Genomic DNA, 17402 nt, shown 5'->3' with positions numbered 1-17402 from the left:
GATGTTCTGGTCTTTCAGTGAGCTGAGCTGGGCACGCCAGTCACGGTTCGCACGGCGTTAGCGGGCGCCTTGAAGGGCTCCAGGCCGATGCGGCGCACGGTGTCGATAAAGCGCTCGGCTTGGCTGCTGCGCTGGGCGCGGTAGGTATCGATGACGGACTCGATCACATCGGCTACTTCGTCGGCGGCAAAGGAGGGGCCGATCACGCGGCCTGGCACGGATTGGCCCGACAGCGTTGAGCCGTCCGAGCCACCCAGCGAAATCTGGTACCACTCCTTGCCGTCCTTGTCGACGCCGAGCACGCCGATGTGGCCGCTGTGGTGGTGGCCGCAGCTGTTGATGCAGCCGCTGATGTGCAGGTCGATGTCGCCGATGTCGTACTGCTCGTCGAGGTCCTCGAAGCGCTCGGTGATGGCGGCCGCCACGGGGATGGAGCGGGCATTGGCCAGGGCGCAGAAGTCGCCGCCGGGGCAGGCGATCATGTCGGTCAGCAGGCCGATATTCGGTGTTGCCAGGCCCAGTGCGCGGGCGGCTTCGAAGACGGCGGGCAGATCGGTCTCGCGCACCCAGGGCAGCACCAGGTTCTGGTCATGGCTGACGCGCAGCTCGGCCGCGCTGTAACGGTCGGCCAGCTCGGCCGCCGCTTCCATCTGCGCGTCGGTGGCGTCGCCGGGGGCGATGCCGGCGCGCTTCAGCGACAGCGTCACCGCCCGGTAGCCTTTCAGCTTGTGGCGCGCCACATTGCGCTCCAGCCAGCGTTTGTAAGTCCCAGCCCCCACGCCGGCAAAGATGTCCGTCGTGGCACTTGCCTGCACACCGGCCGGCGTGACGAAGCAGGCCGCCACGCGGTCCAGCTCGGCCTGCGGAATCAGGTGCTCTTGGCCCCCGGCGTCCAGCTCCAGAATCTGCTTGAACTCGGCGTTCACGTCGTCGAAGAAGGCCTGGCCCTCGGCCTTGACCAAGATCTTGATGCGCGCCTTGTAGGCGTTGTCGCGCCGACCGTAGCGGTTGTAAACACGCACGATGGCCTCGATGAAAACGAGGATCTGCTGCCAAGGCAGGAATTCGCTGATGACCTGGCCGACGATAGGCGTGCGGCCCATGCCGCCGCCAACCAAGACCTTGAAACCGACCTCGCCGGCCGCGTTCTTCAGCAATTGCAGGCCGATGTCATGCCAGGCAATCGCGGCGCGGTCTTCCGTCGTGCCCGAAATCGCGATCTTGAACTTGCGCGGCAGGAAGGCGAACTCGGGGTGCAGCGTGCTCCACTGGCGCAACACTTCGGCATAAGGGCGCGGGTCGACCAGCTCGTCATGTGCAACGCCGGCAAAGCAGTCGCTGGTGATGTTGCGGATGCAGTTGCCGCTGGTCTGGATGCCGTGCATGTCGACTGCGGCCAAGCGGTCCATCACGTCGGCCGATTTGTCCAGCGGGATCCAGTTGTATTGCAGATTCTGGCGGGTGGTGAAGTGGCCATAGCCACGGTCGAATTCACGCGCGATGGCACCCAGCTGACGCAGCTGCGCGCTGCTCAAGGCACCATAAGGCACGGCCACGCGCAGCATTGGCGCGTGGCGCTGCACATACCAGCCGTTTTGCAAGCGCAGCGGGCGGAAGTCCTCGTCCGGCAAGTTGCCGGCCAGATGGCGCTCCAGCTGGTCACGGTACTGCGCCGCGCGGGCGTGGACGAATTGGCGGTCAAAGTCGGTGTAGGCGTACATAGTTCTTCGAAGAGGAGTTAGGTCGCTCGCCGGGCCGCCCCAAGAGCGGCCTGCGCCCTCTCGGAGGGCAGCGAACGGAGTGAGCGTGGGAGCATTGTTTCAGTGAATGACTTTCCAGCCAGCAAGAACCAGCGAGCCGCAAAGCAGGCCGCGCACGACGTTGTCAGGCAGGCGGCGCGTCAGCTGCGCGCCCAGCCAGATGCCGGGCATCGAGCCGAGCAGCAGCGGCACTAACAGCGCCCAATTTACATTGCCCAGCGTCGCATGGCCAATGCCCGCGACGAGTGTCAGGGGAACGGCGTGCGCAATATCGCTGCCGACGATGTAGCGGGCTTCCAGGCGCGGGTAGAGCAGCAGGATCAACGTCGCGCCAATGGCACCGGCACCGATCGATGACAGCGACACCAACACGCCCAAAATCACGCCGCAAGCCACCGTCAAGGCCGGTTTGCGCGACTCGGGGATGTAGCGCTCAAGGCGCAGCCCCACCAATTGCCAAGACTTTTTGAAGGCCACCACCACGGCGGTCAGCAGCAGGGCGATGCCTAGCGAAAAGGTCAGGGTGCTGGCCCAGCCCTTGGTGATCTCGGTCATGTGCATGACGGCGACGGTGGCGATCGAAGCCGGGATGCTGCCGGCCAACAAGAGGCCGGTCAACTTCCACTTCACATGGCCGTGGCGTGCGTGGGCCACCGAGCCCGATACCTTGGTCAGCGCGGCAAACCACAGGTCGGTGCCGATGGCGACGGCCGGGCTGAGCTTGAAGACCGACAGCAGCAGCGGCGTCATCAGGGAGCCGCCGCCCACGCCGGTGATCCCGACGATGATGCCGACACCCAAGCCGCTCAATACTGCAATCCAGTCCATGAATCTCCTTGTTGAGCGGCCATGGTGGCAACCCTAGGGGGCGGACTTTAAAGTCCGCTCATAGATATACAAACCATTTGTTCGTAAATTGCTTATTCGAAATTTCGTATATAGAGCGCTGCCGCTTCGCTCGCCCGGCCCGCTCGCGGTAAGCTCTGCGTCCCCGCCTTCCCTGAATTCCATCGCCCACATGTCCCAATTCCCCAGCTCCCGCGCCGAAGCCACCAAAGTGGCGATCTACTGGGATTTTGAAAATCTCCATGCCGTGCTGGCCAATGCCGCCCATGGCGACAGCGCTTACCGCGACAACCGCCTCAAGCTGCAGCCGGTCTTTGTCGACCTCAAGCCCATTCTTGAATATGCCGCGTCCTTGGGCGACATCATCATCAACCGCGCCTATGGCAACTGGCAGTTTTTTGCCAACTACCGCCATGCCTTGAATGAGGCCGGGGTCGATTTGATCCAGATGTTCCCGCGCGGCTCGAATATGAAGAACAGCGCCGACATCCGCATGGCGCTGGATGCGCTCAGCGATGTGCATAACCATCCGCATCTGACCCATGTGGTGGTGATCTCCAGCGACAGCGACTTCATCAGCCTGGCGCAAAAGGTCAAGCAAGCCGGCCGTTTCATCGCCGGCGTCGGCGTGGCCGGTTACAGCAACCGCTTCTGGACGGTCAGCTGCAACGAGTTCAAGTTCTATCAAAACCTGCTGGCCGCGTCGGCGCCAAGTGCGGTTGAAGGCGCGCCGCTGGAGCTGGAAGCGGGGGCAGGCGTCGTGCCGCCTGCGGTTGACGAGGTGGAGTCGGTGGAGGCCGTCGGCTCACCGTCGTTGGAGGATGCCAAACAAGCCTTGCTGCGCGCGCTCAAGCAGCTGGTTGACCGCAACGGCGAAAACTATGTGTCGCGCAGCGCGCTCAAGGTCTTCATCAAGCGCCTGCTGCCTTCGTTCGACGAGCAGGCGCTGGGCTGTAGCAACTTCTCGGAGTTCTTGCACCGCTTCCCTGACTTGGTGGTCGAGGTCGATGCGATCAGCGGTGGCCATGTGGCTTTCGCCAACCAGCCAGTTGGGCAGGCAGCGCCGGAAGAGCCAGCGCCTTAAGTCTTGGCCAACTGCACCAAGGCCCGCACCTGCTCCGTGATGCGCGGCGGAACGGCCTCGCTGCCGTCCAGCATCGCGCGGATCAGCGCCGCGTTGGCCTGGGCCTCGCAGGCGTCTGAGAGCGGCCAATCAATGTCGTCTGTATCGGCTGGATGAAGGTCCGAACGCTGGCCGTCGGCATAGCCGTAGAGCTGCGCCTTGCGGCGCAGGTGCGCGTAGGCCTCGCCCTCGCTGGCGCGCATCAAGAGCGCGCGCCCGCCGCCAGCCGTCAGCCCCGTCAGCGCCTCGCCCATGCTGATCAGGTACTCAGGATGCGTGACGGCGACCACTCGCACGCTGTGCCCCGGTGCGGCGTCCAGCAACTTGGCCACGCTGTGGCCGCTATTGCGTACGCCCAGCCGAGGGCGTAAGGCCATCAAGGCGTCCAGTCCGGGGTTCAGCGCGGCCAGCGGCAGGCAAGCCAGATGGGTGCTCAACAATTGCTCGGAAGCTTCGGCTACCGAATCGGCCAATGGCAGACCCAGCGCGGCCAGCAATTCGAACGGGCTTTCGCGGCTATCGAAATCATGCCGGCCGTGGATCAAGACCGGCACCCCTTCGCGTGCCAGCAGCAGCGCCACCAATGGCAGCAGATTGGCCTGCTTGCGCGCACCGTTGAAGGTGGGGAGCAACACGCAGCGCGGGCCTTCGGGCACGTTCACATGCGCAGTGCGCGCCTGCATCGCACGCTCAAATCCAGCCAACTCGGCCTCGCACTCGCCCTTGATGCGCAGCGACAGCAGAATTGCGCCTAACTCCATATCGGGTACCGCGCCGTCCAGGATGGCGCCAAACAGCGCCTCGGCCGTGGCCGCGTCCATATCGCGAGCACCTTTGCTGCCGCGGCCAATTTCTTTGATGAGGGGGGCAAATTGCATGGCGGCAGTTTAGTGGCTGGATCAAGCCGCCCTGAACTTGCCAAAACCAAAGCTCGCTTGGCCTGCCAGAATGGCGCCTTTCCAAACCAATCCACTGCGGGATCATTCATGAGCAACCCTATTTTTCAAGCCTCCGTACCCGTGTTCAAGCAGATGTTGGGCGGCCTGTCCGACGTGCTGGCCAAGGCCGAGGCCCATGCCGGCGCGCGCAATATCGACGCCAACGCCTTGCTACAGGCGCGGCTGTTCCCCGATATGTTTGCGCTGACCAAGCAGGTGCAGGTGGCTTGCGATTTCGCCAAGGGCGTCTGTGCCCGTCTGGCCGGTGTCGAGGTGCCCAGCGCCGAGGACAAGGAGCAGAGCTTTGCCGATCTGCAGGCTCGCATCCAATCGACGCTGGCCTTCATCGAAGGTTTGCCCGCTGACAAGTTCGATGGCGCCGCCGACCGTGCCATCGTCACCCGTCCCGGCACCCCCAAAGAGCGCCGCTTCACGGGCCAAGACTATCTGCTGCATTACGGTCTGCCGCAGTTCTTCTTCCACGTCACCACCGCCTATGCTTTGTTGCGGCATAACGGCGTGGAAGTGGGCAAGAAGGACTATATGGGCGCCTATTGAGCATGCGTCCGGCCCCCTTGCAGTTCATGGCAAACTCGGGGCCGCAGTAAACAGCTTTAACAACATTGGCGCGATATCGATGTGATGAGCGCCACCCAAGGAGATCGCAATGGCAAAAGGTCAGCAAAAAACCAATAAGGAAGCGAAGAAGCCCAAGAAGGACACTTCTCCTCCAAAGCCGATTTCGCCTGACGCGGTCACGCCCACCCGAGTGACCGTCGTGCCCGATCGCAGTAAGAAGGCGAAGTAAGGGCTTTGCCGCCCAGGGCCTGACGCCGGCCTGCGGTCCTATGAGCTTGCCGGCCTATTCAGCCAGATAAACTGCTGCCCTTGCGCAGCAGTTTTTTTTAGCGGGAACAACCCTCATGGCCGGCCTTAGCACCACCACCCCCACGCCCACCGAAATCACCGTTCACCAACAGTCGCGCGTGCTGGAAATTGCGTTCTCTGACGGTGCGCGCTTTCGGATCCCCTTCGAGTTGATGCGTGTCTATAGCCCTTCGGCCGAGGTCAAGGGTCATGGCCCCGGCCAAGAAACGCTGCAAACTGGCAAGCGCGAGGTGCTGATCACCGCCTTGGCGCCGGTCGGCCATTACGCCGTGCAGCCCCAGTTCTCGGATGGCCATGACAGCGGCCTGTTCTCCTGGGACTATTTGTACGAGCTGGGCGCCCATGAGGCCCGCATGTGGCAAGACTATGAAGACCGCCTGAGCGCAGCAGGCCTCAGCCGTGATCAGCCGATGGTGGCCAAGGGCGGCGGCAGTGCCTGCGCCAGCCACTGAGGCCAAAATCTTCTCTATCTATCCGAATTCGAAAGCGCCCACTCCATGACCAGCACCCATTTCGGCTACAAAACCGTTGACGAAGGCGAAAAAGCCAGCCGCGTGCGCGGCGTGTTCGACTCTGTCGCCTCGCGCTATGACGTGATGAACGACCTGATGTCCATGGGCATGCACCGCGCCTGGAAGGCCTACACCGTGGCGGTCGCCAACCTCAAGGCCGGTGAACGCGTGCTTGACATCGCCGGCGGCACCGGTGATTTGTCGCGCGCCTTTGCCCGCAAGGTCGGCGACAGCGGCATGGTTGTGCACACCGACATCAACGAAGCGATGCTGCGCCAAGGCCGCAACCGCTTGCTTGATGAAGGCCTGGTGCTGCCCACCAGCCTGTGTGATGCCGAAAAGTTGCCCTTCAAGTCGGCCAGCTTCGATCTCGTCAGCGTCGCCTTTGGCTTGCGCAATATGACGCACAAAGACCAGGCGCTGGCCGAAATGTGCCGGGTGCTCAAGCCCGGCGGCCGCCTGCTTGTGCTGGAGTTTTCCAAGGTCGCCGCACCGCTGCAAAAGCCCTACGACTGGTATTCATTCAAAATTCTGCCGCGCCTGGGTCAGATGATTGCCGGCGACGCTGACAGCTACCGCTACCTGGCCGAGTCCATCCGCATGCACCCAGGCCAGCAAGAGCTCAAGGCCATGATGAAGACGGCCGGTTTTGGCCATGTCGATGTGCACAACCTCAGCGCTGGCGTGGTGGCGCTGCATGCAGGGATCAAGTGTTGAGGCCTTGAGCGCTTCGGCCTTGGGCTTGACTTGGCTCAGTCCGAGATTCGCAGTCCAGGCGATTTTGGGTAAATGGCCGCTCGGCAATCAAGCCAGTGATCGCTCAAAACATCGGGTAAACCGTAGGTAATATCACCGGGTTTTGCCACATAGTTTGAGATGAATTGTCATTTTCCAAAGTTACACTCGCACGTCCCTCAGGGGTGGCCGCGTGTTGCACTGCGGCAAAAGTTCAGAGATGCCGGGGCCGGCATTTAGCAACGCTAGGAAAAAGGGTAGACAAGTTATGAAGCTGAAGACGACTCAACAACAAAAAGAATCCCTGGGCGCGAGCACGGCTTTGCGCAGCCCCCTGCGCCTATCGGCCCTCGTTGCGGCCGTGTCGGTGACCCTTTTGCTGGCAGCTTGCGGCGGCGGCGCCAAGTCCGACAAGGCCTCGCAAACGGCGGCCAAGGTGAATAAGGAAGAAATCACCGTTCACCAGATCAATTTTGTGTTGCAGCGCCAGCAAGGCCTCAAGCCCGAGCAAGCCGAAGCCGCATCCAAGCAAGTGCTGGAGCGCCTGATCGAGCAAGAGTTGGCCGTGCAAAAAGGCCAGGAACTGAAGATCGACCGCGACCCCAAGGTGGTCCAGCAAATCGAGGCTGCCAAGCGCGAAATCATTGCCCGTGCCTATGTGGAACGCATCGGCGAGTCCATCTCCAAGCCTAGCAACGAAGAAATCAGCAAGTATTACAACGAGAAGCCGGCGCTATTCAAAGACCGCCGTATTTTCAGCCTGCAAGAGCTGGCTATCGAGGCCACGCCCGAGCAAATCCCGGCCATTCGCGAGAAGCTGCAGTCGTCCAAGAGCATGGCTGAGTTTGCCGAGTATTTGAAGAGCAACGAGATTCGCTTCAACGGCAACCAAGCCGTGCGCGCCGCCGAGCAACTGCCACTGGCCGGTCTGGACGCCATTTCCCGCATGAAAGACGGCGACTCCGCGGTCACCCAAACCCCGAACGGCCTGACCGTCTTGTTCCTGGTCGGCTCGCGCAGCCAGCCGGTTGACGAAGCCCGCGCCAAGCCGGCGATCGAAGCCTTCCTGAGCAACCAGCGCAAGTCTGAACAGGTTCAAAAAGACATCAAGGCCCTGCGCGACGCAGCCAAGATCGAGTACGTTGGCAAGTTCGCCGAAGGCGCACCGGGTAAGGATGGCGCCGCATCGGCTGCGGCAGCAACTGCCACCCCGGCCCCATCACCTGCACCTGCGCCAAGCGAAGCACCAGCCGCCGCCACGCCTGCGGCTCCAGCCGCAAGCGGCCTAGACGCCAGCGCCATCTCCAAAGGCATGGGTCTGAAATGAACGCAAAGATGAAGATGAAGAAACCCACCATGATCAAAACAATGGCGAAGCAATCTAAGCAGAGTTTGCTGGCCTGCGCCTTGTTTGGCGCGCAAGCGCTGGCTCTGGCACCTGCAGCCTTTGCACAAGGCCCCGCTACAGCAACAAGCCCGGTCGCTTCAGCCGAGTACCGACTCGGTGCCGGCGACGTCATGCGGATCTCGGTCTACCAAAACCCGGACTTGACGCTCGAAACCCGCGTCTCCGAGAACAACGTCGTATCCTTCCCTTTGCTGGGTAGCATCAAGGTCGGCGGCCTGAGTGTCACGCAGGCCGAGCAGCTGATCACTGACGGGCTCAAAAAGGGTAATTTCATCAAAAACCCGCAAGTCACCATCGTGGTCTTGCAGGTCAAGGGTAACCAAGCCAGCGTGCTTGGCCAAGTGAATCGCCCGGGCCGTTACCCGATCGAAACCGCCGACATGCGCCTGACAGACTTGGTTGCCAATGCTGGTGGCGTAGTCAGCGGAGCCGGTTCCGAGACGCTGATCCTCACCGGCAAGCGAAATGGCCAGCCCTACCGCTTGGAAATTGATTTACCTGGCATCTTCGCCGCTGGCGGCGGCGCGCAAGACGTGTTCATCCAGCATGGCGACGTGGTCTGGGTTGACCGCGCACCGATGGTCTATATCTACGGCGAAGTGCAGCGCCCCGGCCCTATGCGTCTTGAGCGCGGCATGACTTTGATGCAGAGCCTGGCAACCGGCGGCGGTATCACCCAGCGCGGCACCGAAAAAGGCATCCGCGTGCACCGCAAGAACGCCGAAGGCAAGGTCGAAATCATTCAACTCCCGATGGATGAGAGTTTGAAAGATGGCGACGTTGTGTATGTCAAAGAGAGTTTGTTCTAAGGATTCGGTATGACATTCGGACAATTTATTGCCATTTTCGTTGCGCGCTGGAAGATTGCTGTCGCTGCATTCGTTGCCTTGATAAGCTTGACACTTATCATCAGCTTGCTTCTTCCCAAAAATTACACTGCGGTGGCCTCTGTGGTTTTGGATGCAAAACCCGATCCTTTGAGCGCTGCTATGTACGGCAGTGGTATCAATCCTAGTCTGATCGCAACTCAAATTGATGTGATCACAAGTGACCGAGTTGCATACAAAGTTGTTCGGAACTTGAAACTAGCCGAGAACCCTACTGTCCGGGAACAATGGAAGCAAGAAACCGGCGGACAGGGTTCAATCGAGCAGTGGCTGGGCGACTCGTTTCAAAAAAATCTGGACGTAAAGCCTTCGCGGGAATCGAATGTGATAAGTGTTGCGTACAAGGCCCCTGATCCGCGTTTTGCAGCAGGTTTGGCAAATGCATTTGTTCAGGCCTATCTTGAAACGAACATTGAGCTGCGCGTAGATCCAGCCAAGCAGTATTCCAGCTTTTTTGAAACTCGTGCCAAGGAAGCGCGAGAGACTGTTGAGAAAGCCCAGGCCAAATTATCTGAATTTCAGAAAGAAAAAGGCATCATTGCGTCTGACGAGCGCTTAGATGTTGAGAATGCGAGGCTGAATGAGTTGTCGAGTCAGTTGGTCGGTCTTCAGGCGCTAGCCAGTGATTCAGGCAGCCGACAGTCTGCGGCAAAAGGTGGTTCGAGTGATCGCATGCAGGAAGTCTTGAACAACCCTTTGATTGCGGGTTTGAAGGCGGATCAGGCTCGACTTGAGGCTCGGATGGAAGAGCTGAACTCGAAGTACGGTGTAAACCATCCACAAATGCAAGAAGCAAAGGCAAACGCAGCCGAATTGCGCAAGCGTATTGATCAAGAGACAGCTAAGGTTACTAGCAGCCTTGGCGTGTCAAACTCGATTAATCAACAAAAGGTCGCTGAGCTTCGCGCCTCTTTGGACGCTCAGCGCACCAAAGTTCTTCAAATGAAGGCCGTGCGAGACGAAGGTTCTGTCATGTTGCGTGACGTGGAAAGTGCGCAGCGGACATACGACCTGATTTTGCAGCGTTTGAATCAGTCAAGTCTGGAAAGCCAAGTGACTCAGAGCAATGTGTCCGTGTTGACGCCAGCAAGCCCTCCTTCAGAACCGACCTCGCCCAGACTTATTCTAAATATGTTGGTCGCAGTATTCGCTGGAACCCTGCTCGCAGTTGGACTCGCCATGGCCATTGAACTGGCCGATCGGCGCATTCGCAGCGTGGAAGATGTTGTATTGGCTGTCGGCTTGCCCGTTATTGGAGTCGTACCACGTCCGACTGCCAAACGCCTTTTTGGCCGAGCTGCAAACGCGAGTCTCGTGCATCGCGGTCTGCTCGGGCAGAGCGCGAGCAAGAGCGCCTGAATATGAGTGATTATCAATCTGAGGATGCCGCAAACGTGAGCGCAGAACAGTCTAAACAAGCAGGTACCCAAAGCCTTAAAGATCGATCTATCGGCGACATCATCCGAGATGCGCGAAGCCTTAGCGCGGAAGAAGTCGAGAAAGTTTTAGCCTATCAGCGCGAAAAAGGTGTTCGTTTTGGCGAAGCTGCGGTCGCTTTAGGTTTGGCCAGTGAAGATGATGTGCTGAATGCACTTGCGCAGCAGTTTCATTACCCGCTTGCAAATGCTGAACGGAGGGTTTCAAGCCCTGAGTTGGTGACATTGAATCAGCCATTCTCAGTGCAGGCAGAAGCTATTCGTGCGGCTCGTAGCCAAGTCACCATGCGCTTGCATGGTGCAGGTGAAGCACGTACCGCATTGGCTGTGATTAGTCCGGAACATGGGGACGGAAAGACGTATTTCGCGGCGAACCTGGCGGTGTCCTTGGCGCAACTTGGTGGGCGCACATTGCTGGTAGATGCTGACTTGCGAAGTCCTCGCCAGCATGAGGTTTTTTGCGTATCGAATACAGCGGGCTTGTCTAATATTTTATCCGGGCGGTCAGAGGCGCAGGTAATACAAACTGTTGAAGGTGTTCCTGGCTTATTTGTACTACCGGGAGGTTCAATCCCCCCTAATCCGCTAGAAATGATCGAGCGACCAGCGTTCGGCCTTTTGATGCGTGAACTCTGTAATAAGTTTGACCATGTCATCGTCGATACAGCCGCAGCGTGTGTAGGGGCGGACGCAAGTATGGTTGCTTCTAAATGTGGTGCGGTAATTGTTTTGGCTCGCAAGAATAGTAACAAGTATGACGCATTGCAAGAGCTTGTTGCTAGTGTGGCAGGTGGATCTGTTCGCGTTCTGGGTGCTGTTTTGAACGACTATTAATTTTAATATTCGACCTTTATTNTCAACACCTGATAACCCGAGTTTCCTTCCGAGAAGCTTAGATATTCCAGCCTTTCTGCTGGTTGCTGCGGCATTCCTTAGTATGTTCGTGCCTGCCTACTTGGAATTGAGTAGAACAGTTTGGGCTACCGATGAGCAGGGGCATGGCCCGATTATTTTTGCCGTTAGCTTGTGGCTGCTGTTCAGTGCTAGGCACCAACTTGCAGAGCTTTGCTCGACGCCAGCACCTTGGGCTGGGCAAGCGATGGCTCTTTTTGCGTGTTTGATGTTTGTTGTTGGCGTGTCGCAGGATATCTGGATATTCATGATGACAGCACAGATCTTTGTGTTGGCATCTATAACTTTGGTTTTTAAGGGATGGGCTGGCCTTCGATTAATCTGGTTTCCATTGTTCTTTTTGATTTTTATGGTGCCGCTTCCGGAGTCTTTGGTCTCTATGGTGACTGCGCCGCTGAAGATGGCCGTGTCGATCGTAGCAAGCAACATACTATATTACTTGGGATATCCAGTTGGGCGATCAGGTGTCATGCTTACGGTTGGACAGTACCAACTATTGGTAGCGGATGCCTGTGCAGGCCTGAACTCTATGTTCACGTTAGAGGCGTTGGGCATGTTGTATATGAATTTGATGAAATACACTTCCGCGGCGCGCAACATAGCACTTGCTGTTGCCTTGGTGCCAATAGCATTTGTAGCGAATATTTCTCGAGTCATGATTTTGGTTTTGGTGACATATTACCTCGGTGATGAGGCTGGGCAGGGATTTGTCCATGGCTTTGCGGGTATGGTTCTGTTTATGGTTGCCTTGCTTTTTATGCTGGTTATGGACAAGATTCTAGGAATTTTCTTTGACAGCGGTCGGGGAAAGCAGAAATGAACAGCGTGCGATGGAATGCACTATTGCTTGCTATATTTTTTGTTTTAGCAGGAGTTCTTGGCCCGGTACTGAAGCCCAAAATTCATTTGGCTGAGCAGCAGAAGAAGCTCGATCTGGAGCAGATTTTCCCAGCAACGATTGGATCCTGGACGGTAGATACCAATCAACCAGTTGGAATTATTTCGCCCGATGTCGCTGCCTTATTGCAGAAGCTGTATGCACAGACGCTAAGCCGTACGTATGTTGGCCCAGATGGTTCTAGAATAATGTTGTCGGTTGCTTATGGGGGTGACCAGTCTGACGCAACCAGATCTCACCGGCCTGATGTCTGTTATCCAGCGCAAGGTTTTCAGATTATTTCCTCGAGTACCGGAGTGGTGGCAACGCCTGCAGGTGATTTGCCGGTACGCCGAATGGTGGCCCAATTAGGAAATCGAGTGGAACCAGTAACCTTTTGGTTCACTGTGGGCGAATACACGGCGGTATCAGGGCAAGACCAAAAGCTAATGCAAATGAAGTATGGATTGCGCGGGATTATTCCAGACGGGATGCTGGTAAGGGTCTCAAGCATTGGCAAAGACGAAGCAATAGCTTTCCAGCAGCAATCAGATTTCATTGTGGCCATGAAGAAATCGCTTGAAACCACTGCAAGAGCGCGCGTTTTTGGCGGTAAATTGGCCGGCGATTGATGGTCAGCAATCCAACCGCGCTAGCTGGAACGGATGTGTGGTCTATTGTTGGATGTAGATGTGATGTTTGCATTTTTCCCGATTTAAGACATCTCATCACACCGAGTGATCACCAAATCGATTTTCATTGTGGATATTCCGATGATCTCAGTGCTGAAACTGCTTTGTGCAAGCAATTGATTGGCTTGACAAGGCTTGAAGCGGAGGTTGCCAATGACGCCGAGGTAGGCAGTATTTGTTCCTCTGGAAGCGAACATGGCTCATCAAATTCGCGCGGGTTCGAGCTTTCATGAGTTTGTCGGCCAAGGTTTTTGCTGGCGTCAAGACAAACTATCTTGGCATCATGATTCGGATTGTTGGCCAGCTGGCCGCGCAGGTTTTTGTGATGCGCGAGCTTGGCCCCGATCTTATCGGGACGTTTGGCTACACACTGCTGTTGGTAGGCATACTTTCTTTGCTCATTGACCAAGGGTTTGGATGGTCTCTTGTGCAAGGAAATTTTGAACCTGAAGAGGTTGCAGTGGTATTTACGCGGTTGTTGTTGGGCGGCGCAATTTGTGCAGTGTTTGCATTTTGCGCTTCCTACCCGATCGCTACGTACTTGAATAACGAATTAGTCGGGCTGGTGATTCGTTGCTCGACGCCATCGTATCTTCTGATCGCTTTCTACGCGATTTCGCACGCACGGCTACGCAAGGACTTACGTTTCCGTGAGTTGCAGTACGCAACAACAGGCGCATATCTGTTCTCTTATCCAGTTGTCGCCTTGGGTTTGGCGTGGTTGGGGGCGGGTGTTTGGTCGTTGCTTGTGGCCTGGTACGTTCAAGTATTGCTTCAGGCATTTATAGGGAATTATTATGCTGGGCACTCGTTTCGGTTGGTGAATCCAATGAAGCCCTGCATCGCGGGCCCTATGGGGCGTGATGTTCTAGGCATAAATGTTTTGAACTGGGGAGTTGATAATGCCACGGGGGCAATTGTCAGCACGATGGGAGCCGCCCAGCTTGGAAATTTCAATGCGGCGTCAGTGCTTGCCAGGCAGCCTGCCCTGCAGTTGGTTCAGACTTTGCAGGTGCTGCTCTTTTCTACTGCAACAGCATTGAGTAACGATTTGCTACGTCAACGCCGCTTGTTCTTGGCATCGTTGGCGCTGGTAAGTTTGGTTGTGTTCCCGGTCTATGGATTCATCGTCGCACACGCGGGATTTTTGGTTGATTTGCTATTTGGAAAAAAGTGGAGCGAAGCCGCGCCTCTACTGGTTGCGCTGAGTCCCGGCATGGTGGCCTTGGCTTTGAGTACGGTTACTAGTTCCGTCTTGACGGCATCCGGATTTCAGCGGGCGGTGGTCAAATCTCAGGCGTGGTGCCTTTTGCTTTCGCTTCCTATGCTGCTGATTGCCAGCATATATTTCTCAGTGGTTTCGGTAGCCTGGGTTTTATCGGCAGGGTATGTCATTCGTCTCTTGCTGCAACTTAGTACTGCGTTGAGAATTGGACTCGCAAGCCCGACAGACTGCTACCAATCTTTTCGCGGTCCTTTGTTGTTGTTGCTTGTCGCCGGGTTACCTCTCCCAGAATTTATTGGGGAGGTGCTTACTCCGTTGTTTGGCACCATGATTTGGATCTGTGTACTTGTGATGATTGGTGTTTTTATTCTGAGAATATTGCCTCGTTTTATCCTGTCACCTGAGGCTTTGTTGGCTGTTGCCAAGCTGGGTGCTGGGCGGAGGTTGTTGAAATGGTTGGGTATAGACGACGGCGCTCATTTGAGTTGACTCGGAGGCAATAATGATATTGGGAATGTATTTTGCTTTAGCATTTTTGCTTTCACTCGGTGTGATAGCAGCGATGCTGCTGCTCAGTCGGGCTGCCAAACAGTGGCCGGCTCGAATGTTCCAGTTACTGATGTACTCGATCGTTTTGGCTAGCGTTGTAACTGTCGGGTTGTCAGGGCGAACACTTCGATTAGTAGATCAAGCTCTCGCAATTAGTGGCGAAGGCGACATGTCGGGCTTTATTGGCGGGAAGATACTGCTAGTCATGGCTATTGGTATTGCTATGACGATGATTGCGGCATGGTTTACGCAGCCTTGGTGGCGGAACTTGCCATTTGACAGATTTGGAATCGCCGGGAAGAAGCCGCCAAATGATCTTTCATTTGCTTTTCTGGTATTTTATGTGATGTTTAGCCTGGTGCCTTTTGTATTTGCGCCAGATCACTATTTTCATGTTTCATTGTTGTATCCATTCTTCATATTTTTGGCTTTGTTTTTGTGGCTTAGATTCTCGGAGGTTGATCCAATCTTAGCGATCAGGAACACACTGATAGTTTTGGTTTGCGGTAGTTTGCTTGCTGCAGTTTTTGCGCCAACCTTGGCTTTGCAGCCAGGTTATGCTGGACTCATCCCCGGGTTTACCCATCGACTCTGGGGGCTGACGGCGAGTGCCAATACTCTTGGGGCTGCCGCGATGGCTCTCTTCCTGCTGGAGGTTTGCGAGCCTTCGAAGAGAAAGATCTGGCGTGTCGTCCTGCTCATTTCTGCGCTTACTGCACTGGTTATGAGTCAATCAAAAGCCGCTTTGGTGGTTGGGGTGTTAGGCGCCGTCGGGTTGTGGGTATATCGATGGCATTTGCAAATGCAGCTACGCGATCAACGTGGTGGGAATAAAGGACAATTATTGGTTATTGTTGCCTTTGTAGCGATGGTGCTGGTGTTTGTGGGTGTGACTTGGATGTCTGTCGCTGATCCTTCAATCTTCGGCCGCGTCAGCAGGAAGCTCAATGCCCAAGCCCTTGATTCTTTGTCCACTGCGACAGGGCGTACTGACATCTGGAGTTTGGCAATCAAATCGGGCCTTGAAAGCCCGATTTACGGTCAGGGCGGTAATTTCTGGAGTGCTGAAACGCGCCTGCGTACCGGGCTGACTGGGGCGTCCCACGCCCACAATCAGTTTTTGCAGGTGTTTAGCCGTTCTGGATTTTTGGGCTTGATTTCATATGGCGCTTTTTTGTACTTGCTGGTGGTCTATGCGTGGCGGGCGAAGGCAATCACGCGAGGTGGTTCGATCCTGTTTGTTTCTGCTTTTCTAGTTCGCTCCATGGTGGAAGTGCCTTTGCAGCCGAACTCGGTTTTGGGGGGTGAATTTTTTGCCTTTATGGCGATGTTTGTTTATGTTGCAGACAGAGGTGCCAAACGTGATGAAGAATCTGTGCGGTCTGCCAGATTGAATATAGTTAAATTTGGATGAGGTGAACTTTGCGAGTTGTTTTCATAGCATTGCATTTTGCGGAATATTCTGCTCACCTTGCGGCTGCTTTGGCCACATCGAATGAAGTGTTGCTTATACTTAATGCTGATAACGCGGAAAACGAACTTGGATCGCGGCTGGATAGCGATTTTCTTGCTGAAAAGCTGAGAATTGTTAAGATCAGTCATCCTCGAAATTTTCTTGATGTTATTGGAAATGCTAGAAAGATTTGGAGAGAGATTTCAGCATTTTCACCAGAAATTATTCATTTGCAAGAAAACTTGCGTGATGAGTTGATGTTGTTGATGCCATTGATGAAGAGGTATCCGATCGCAATGACGATACATGATCCTGAAAATCACAGCGGGCACGACTCAAAGGCCATGAGATTTTCTAGGTATCGCTTGTACCGTTTGCTGGCTCGAAGGCGTATCGATTCGGCTTTCGCTCATGGCGCTAATATGGTGTCTCAGGTGGAAAAGATCTTGCCGCGATTGCGCGGGAGGGTTCATTCAATTCACCATGGTCCACTTGGGTCCAGTGATAGCCTTGGTGTGTCTGAGGAGTCTCCAGTAGAAAGTTGTTTTCTTTTTTTTGGCCGCATTCACGCGTATAAGGGCCTCAAGTACTTTGTCGAGGCGATTAAATTGTTGAGGCTAGAGGGCTTGTCTGTCGTTGGAGTTATTGCTGGCCGGGGCTCGGATCTTGTGCCCAATATGCCAGCAATCAATGAGGTTCCGGAAGCGTTCCGGGTTATGAATAGATACATCAGCGAAGAGGAAGTTAGAGTTATCTTCGCTCACACGACAGCGGCTGTTCTACCGTATCTGGATGGCACTCAAAGTGGCGTGGCTGCCATGGCACTTGGGTACGGGCGACCAGTCATTGCAACGCGGGTAGGTTCTATTCCGGAGTTGGTTCGAGCCGGGGTTAACGGTCTTCTTATCAATCCAGCAGATGTGAATGAACTTGCAGACGCAATGCGATCCTTGGTCAAGGATGAGTTATTGCGCAAATCCTTAGCTACCGGTGCGCTTGAACTGAGAGACGGTGAACTCTCATGGGGGCAAGTTGCGAAAGTGACGTCACAGGCTTACGAAGCGACTGTCAGACAATTTCGTCTCGCAAGTTAAGCTTTTTTTCGGACTTGGATAGGTGTCGAGACCGCTGCATAACCCGCTCCGCAAACTCGCCCACCTC

At 55.9% G+C, this 17402-nt stretch carries 17 protein-coding genes; 14 read left to right on the top strand and 3 right to left on the bottom strand.

All coding sequences use genetic code 11. The features are described from left to right. Nucleotides 1-14: 14 nt before the first annotated feature. Together LNV08_RS14755 and LNV08_RS14750 are read right to left on the bottom strand one after the other, a co-directional pair. Nucleotides 15-1721: a nitrite/sulfite reductase gene (locus LNV08_RS14755; RefSeq protein ID WP_263534489.1), complete on the bottom strand. Its 1707-nt coding sequence runs from the start codon at nucleotides 1719-1721 to the stop codon at nucleotides 15-17. Nucleotides 1722-1820: 99 nt separating this feature from the next. Further along, nucleotides 1821-2588 (bottom strand): sulfite exporter TauE/SafE family protein, encoded by a 768-nt coding sequence (locus LNV08_RS14750; RefSeq protein ID WP_263534488.1) that lies wholly within the window; start codon nucleotides 2586-2588, stop codon nucleotides 1821-1823. Nucleotides 2589-2778: 190 nt separating this feature from the next. Between LNV08_RS14750 and LNV08_RS14745 the strand changes: the two genes are divergently transcribed. After that, complete coding sequence (locus LNV08_RS14745) at nucleotides 2779-3690, top strand: NYN domain-containing protein (protein WP_263534487.1); 912 nt, start codon at nucleotides 2779-2781, stop codon at nucleotides 3688-3690. Here the strand turns inward: LNV08_RS14745 and ybiB are convergent. After that, a complete protein-coding gene (gene ybiB, locus LNV08_RS14740; RefSeq protein WP_263534486.1) occupies nucleotides 3687-4607 on the bottom strand; it encodes a DNA-binding protein YbiB in 921 nt (306 codons plus the stop codon). The genes LNV08_RS14745 and ybiB overlap by 4 nt on opposite strands. Before the next feature lie 108 nt (nucleotides 4608-4715). Between ybiB and LNV08_RS14735 the strand changes: the two genes are divergently transcribed. The 13 genes from LNV08_RS14735 to LNV08_RS14675 all read left to right on the top strand — a co-directional run bounded on the left by LNV08_RS14735 (nucleotide 4716) and on the right by LNV08_RS14675 (nucleotide 17335). After that, on the top strand, nucleotides 4716-5225 hold the full coding sequence (locus tag LNV08_RS14735; protein WP_263534485.1) for a DUF1993 family protein: 510 nt from the start codon (nucleotides 4716-4718) through the stop codon (nucleotides 5223-5225). A 109-nt stretch (nucleotides 5226-5334) separates the two neighbouring features. Further along, complete coding sequence (locus LNV08_RS14730; RefSeq protein WP_263534484.1) at nucleotides 5335-5475, top strand: hypothetical protein; 141 nt, start codon at nucleotides 5335-5337, stop codon at nucleotides 5473-5475. A 115-nt stretch (nucleotides 5476-5590) separates the two neighbouring features. After that, nucleotides 5591-6007, top strand: a complete 417-nt coding sequence (locus tag LNV08_RS14725) for a DUF971 domain-containing protein (protein WP_263534483.1) — start codon at nucleotides 5591-5593, stop codon at nucleotides 6005-6007. Between the two features lie 45 nt (nucleotides 6008-6052). Next, entirely contained in the window at nucleotides 6053-6784 is a 732-nt protein-coding gene (ubiE, locus tag LNV08_RS14720; protein WP_263534482.1) for a bifunctional demethylmenaquinone methyltransferase/2-methoxy-6-polyprenyl-1,4-benzoquinol methylase UbiE, read from the top strand. 286 nt (nucleotides 6785-7070) lie between these two features. After that, nucleotides 7071-8129: an EpsD family peptidyl-prolyl cis-trans isomerase gene (locus tag LNV08_RS14715; protein ID WP_263534481.1), complete on the top strand. Its 1059-nt coding sequence runs from the start codon at nucleotides 7071-7073 to the stop codon at nucleotides 8127-8129. Nucleotides 8130-8170: 41 nt separating this feature from the next. Then, on the top strand, nucleotides 8171-9019 hold the full coding sequence (gene epsE, locus LNV08_RS14710) for a polysaccharide export protein EpsE (RefSeq protein ID WP_263534480.1): 849 nt from the start codon (nucleotides 8171-8173) through the stop codon (nucleotides 9017-9019). A 9-nt stretch (nucleotides 9020-9028) separates the two neighbouring features. Beyond that, nucleotides 9029-10456, top strand: a complete 1428-nt coding sequence (epsF, locus tag LNV08_RS14705) for a chain length determinant protein EpsF (RefSeq protein WP_263534479.1) — start codon at nucleotides 9029-9031, stop codon at nucleotides 10454-10456. Between the two features lie 2 nt (nucleotides 10457-10458). After that, entirely contained in the window at nucleotides 10459-11367 is a 909-nt protein-coding gene (locus LNV08_RS14700) for a polysaccharide biosynthesis tyrosine autokinase (RefSeq protein WP_263534478.1), read from the top strand. Further along, nucleotides 11363-12265, top strand: coding sequence for an exosortase B (xrtB, locus tag LNV08_RS14695; RefSeq protein WP_318014131.1), 903 nt, complete (start codon nucleotides 11363-11365; stop codon nucleotides 12263-12265). The genes LNV08_RS14700 and xrtB overlap by 5 nt, the downstream gene beginning before the upstream one ends. Then, on the top strand, nucleotides 12262-12954 hold the full coding sequence (gene epsI, locus LNV08_RS14690; protein WP_263534477.1) for an exosortase-associated protein EpsI, B-type: 693 nt from the start codon (nucleotides 12262-12264) through the stop codon (nucleotides 12952-12954). The genes xrtB and epsI overlap by 4 nt, the downstream gene beginning before the upstream one ends. Before the next feature lie 289 nt (nucleotides 12955-13243). Further along, entirely contained in the window at nucleotides 13244-14728 is a 1485-nt protein-coding gene (locus LNV08_RS14685) for an oligosaccharide flippase family protein (protein ID WP_263534476.1), read from the top strand. Nucleotides 14729-14753: 25 nt separating this feature from the next. Further along, nucleotides 14754-16202: an O-antigen ligase family protein gene (locus tag LNV08_RS14680; RefSeq protein ID WP_263534475.1), complete on the top strand. Its 1449-nt coding sequence runs from the start codon at nucleotides 14754-14756 to the stop codon at nucleotides 16200-16202. 8 nt (nucleotides 16203-16210) lie between these two features. Further along, complete coding sequence (locus LNV08_RS14675; protein ID WP_263534474.1) at nucleotides 16211-17335, top strand: glycosyltransferase family 4 protein; 1125 nt, start codon at nucleotides 16211-16213, stop codon at nucleotides 17333-17335. Nucleotides 17336-17402: the final 67 nt, after the last annotated feature.

The sequence above is a fragment of the Paucibacter sp. TC2R-5 genome, assembly GCF_025717605.1.
GTDB classification, from domain to species: domain Bacteria; phylum Pseudomonadota; class Gammaproteobacteria; order Burkholderiales; family Burkholderiaceae_C; genus Paucibacter_A; species Paucibacter_A albus.
The sequence above is the reverse complement of the archived record's forward strand: the minus strand, read 5'-3'. Positions and strand labels throughout refer to the sequence as shown.

Excerpts from the sequence above, each read along its gene's own strand:
- epsF (WP_263534479.1), top strand. The coding sequence starts at position 9,029 with ATGACATTCGGACAATTTATTGCCATTTTCGTTGCGCGCTGGAAGATT.
- LNV08_RS14680 (WP_263534475.1), top strand. The coding sequence starts at position 14,754 with ATGTATTTTGCTTTAGCATTTTTGCTTTCACTCGGTGTGATAGCAGCG.
- ybiB (WP_263534486.1), bottom strand. The coding sequence starts at position 4,607 with ATGCAATTTGCCCCCCTCATCAAAGAAATTGGCCGCGGCAGCAAAGGT.
- LNV08_RS14725 (WP_263534483.1), top strand. The coding sequence starts at position 5,591 with ATGGCCGGCCTTAGCACCACCACCCCCACGCCCACCGAAATCACCGTT.
- LNV08_RS14685 (WP_263534476.1), top strand. The coding sequence starts at position 13,244 with ATGAGTTTGTCGGCCAAGGTTTTTGCTGGCGTCAAGACAAACTATCTT.
- LNV08_RS14745 (WP_263534487.1), top strand. The coding sequence starts at position 2,779 with ATGTCCCAATTCCCCAGCTCCCGCGCCGAAGCCACCAAAGTGGCGATC.
- LNV08_RS14730 (WP_263534484.1), top strand. The coding sequence starts at position 5,335 with ATGGCAAAAGGTCAGCAAAAAACCAATAAGGAAGCGAAGAAGCCCAAG.
- LNV08_RS14735 (WP_263534485.1), top strand. The coding sequence starts at position 4,716 with ATGAGCAACCCTATTTTTCAAGCCTCCGTACCCGTGTTCAAGCAGATG.
- LNV08_RS14700 (WP_263534478.1), top strand. The coding sequence starts at position 10,459 with ATGAGTGATTATCAATCTGAGGATGCCGCAAACGTGAGCGCAGAACAG.
- epsI (WP_263534477.1), top strand. The coding sequence starts at position 12,262 with ATGAACAGCGTGCGATGGAATGCACTATTGCTTGCTATATTTTTTGTT.
- LNV08_RS14750 (WP_263534488.1), bottom strand. The coding sequence starts at position 2,588 with ATGGACTGGATTGCAGTATTGAGCGGCTTGGGTGTCGGCATCATCGTC.
- LNV08_RS14755 (WP_263534489.1), bottom strand. The coding sequence starts at position 1,721 with ATGTACGCCTACACCGACTTTGACCGCCAATTCGTCCACGCCCGCGCG.
- ubiE (WP_263534482.1), top strand. The coding sequence starts at position 6,053 with ATGACCAGCACCCATTTCGGCTACAAAACCGTTGACGAAGGCGAAAAA.
- LNV08_RS14715 (WP_263534481.1), top strand. The coding sequence starts at position 7,071 with ATGAAGCTGAAGACGACTCAACAACAAAAAGAATCCCTGGGCGCGAGC.
- epsE (WP_263534480.1), top strand. The coding sequence starts at position 8,171 with ATGGCGAAGCAATCTAAGCAGAGTTTGCTGGCCTGCGCCTTGTTTGGC.